Raw genomic sequence first — 2,414 nt, forward strand, 5'->3', positions numbered from 1 at the left:
CTACTGGCTCAGAAGCGCCGCAGCCACCGACACCGTCAGTTCAGTGGCCGACCAGTTGCCGGGCATCGCGGAACCACCGTCGGACACCGGCGTTCTCACCGCCGGCCTCGCCGGACAGTCCACACCGGAACAGGAACGCATCCTGCTGGCCACCGTCCGCCGGGAGACCGCGGCCGTCCTGGGATTCTCCTCGCCGGACGCCATCGAACCGGACATGGTGTTCAACCAGATCGGCTTCGACTCGGCCACCGCCGTCCAACTGCGCAACCGTCTCAACACCCTCACCGGCCGCACCCTGCCGGCCAGCCTCCTCTTCGACTACCCGACACCACAGGTCCTCGCCGCCTTCCTGCTGGAAGAGCTGGTCGACGACCTGCCGGCCCCCGCGGCCGCGGTGCCGGCGACCGCCCCGGCGACGACGGACGAGCCGGTCGCCATCGTCGGCATGGCGTGCCGGCTGCCGGGTGGCGTGACCACGCCCGAGGAACTGTGGGACCTCGTACTCGACGGCCGTGACGGCATCAGTGACTTCCCGACGGACCGAGGCTGGGACCTGGACTCCCTCTTCCACCCCGACCCGGACCACACCGGCACCAGCTACGCCAGGCAGGGCGGCTTCCTGCACGACGCGGGTGAGTTCGACGCCGGGTTCTTCGGCATCTCGCCCCGCGAGGCGCTGGCCGTGGACCCGCAGCAGCGGCTGATGCTGGAGACGTCGTGGGAGGCGCTGGAACGGGCCGGTCTGGACCCCACTGCCCTGCGGGGCACGGACGTCGGTGTCTTCTCCGGCGTGACCTATCACAACTACGGGTCTGGCGTGGAACCCGTGCCCGCCGAGCTGGAGGGCATGCTCGGTCTCGGCGCCTCGGCCAGCGTGCTGTCGGGCCGGGTGTCGTACGCGCTCGGCTTCGAGGGCCCGTCGGTCGCCGTGGACACCGCCTGCTCCTCCTCTCTCGTGGCACTGCACCTGGCCGCCCGGGCCCTGCGGGCGGGAGAGTGCTCGATCGCACTGGCCGGTGGTGTCACGGTGATGCCGACGCCCGGCATCTTCATAGCCTTCTCGCGGCAGCGCGGCATGTCGGTCGACGGCCGCTGCAAGTCCTTCGCGGCGTCTGCCGACGGCACGGGATGGGCCGAGGGCGCGGGCGTGCTGGCGTTGGAACGGCTCTCGGACGCCCGGCGCAACGGCCACCAGGTGTTGGCGGTGGTGCGTGGCTCGGCCGTCAACCAGGACGGTGCCTCCAACGGCCTCACCGCTCCCAACGGTCCTTCCCAACAGCGGGTGATCCGGCGGGCGTTGGCGGAGGCCGGGCTGGCGCCGGGGGACGTGGACGCGCTGGAGGCGCACGGTACGGGCACGGCACTGGGCGACCCCATCGAGGCCCAGGCGGTCCTGGCCACCTACGGCCAGGACCGCGAACGCCCGCTGCTGCTCGGGTCCTTGAAGTCCAACATCGGACACGCCCAGGCCGCCGCGGGCGTCGCCGGCGTCATCAAGACGGTACTGGCCCTCCAGCACGGAATCCTGCCGCGCACCCTGCACGTGGACGCCCCCACACCTCAGGTCGACTGGTCGGCGGGCGCGGTGGAACTGCTGACGGAACAGCGGCCCTGGCCCGAGGTCGAACGGCCCAGAAGGGCCGGTGTCTCCGCATTCGGCGTCAGCGGCACCAACGCCCACGTCATCCTCGAACAGGCGGAGCCCGCCCCCGTCGATACGACATCGACCTGGCCGAAGGACGTCCCGGTACCCCTGCCGCTGTCCGGCCGCGGCGCGACGGCCCTGCGCGCGCAGGCACAGCGGCTGCTGTCCTACCTGGGACAGCGACCCGAACTGGACCTGGCCGCCCTGGGCGCCGCGCTGGCCCTGGGCCGGGCCGCGCTGCCCGACCGCGCGGTGGTCCTGGCCCGCGACCGGGACGAGGCGCTGGCGGGCCTGGGCGCGCTGGCACGGGGCGAGAAGGCACCCGGCGTCGTCACGGGCACCGTCACACGCGGACGGCTGGCCGTGCTGTTCACCGGCCAGGGCTCCCAACGAGCCGGCATGGGACGTGAACTCCACCAAGCCTTCCCCGTGTACCGCGAAGCCTTCGACGAAGTCTGCGCAGCCCTCGGCGGAGACATCCGCGAAACCGTCCTCGGCAACGACCAGAACCGCCTCGACCGAACCAAGTACACCCAGGCCGCACTGTTCGCCCTGGAAGTCGCCCTCTACCGACTCATCACCTCCTGGGGCATCACACCCGACATCGTCGCCGGACACTCCATCGGCGAAGTGACAGCCGCACACATCGCAGGCGTGCTCTCACTCAAAGACGCCGCCACCCTCGTCACCACCCGCGCACGCCTGATGGAAACACTCCCCCAAGGCGGCGCGATGATCGCCGTCGCCACCACCGAACACAACATCCCCC

General features: G+C 71.4%; 1 pseudogene. It reads left to right on the plus strand.

Annotation, left to right across the window (positions count from 1 at the left end):
* Positions 1 to 43: 43 nt before the first annotated feature.
* A pseudogene (locus FRZ03_RS24510) lies at positions 44 to 2,414 on the plus strand (type I polyketide synthase); the annotation flags it as partial.

Source organism: Streptomyces misionensis (genome assembly GCF_007896895.1).
Taxonomy (GTDB): domain Bacteria; phylum Actinomycetota; class Actinomycetes; order Streptomycetales; family Streptomycetaceae; genus Streptomyces; species Streptomyces misionensis_A.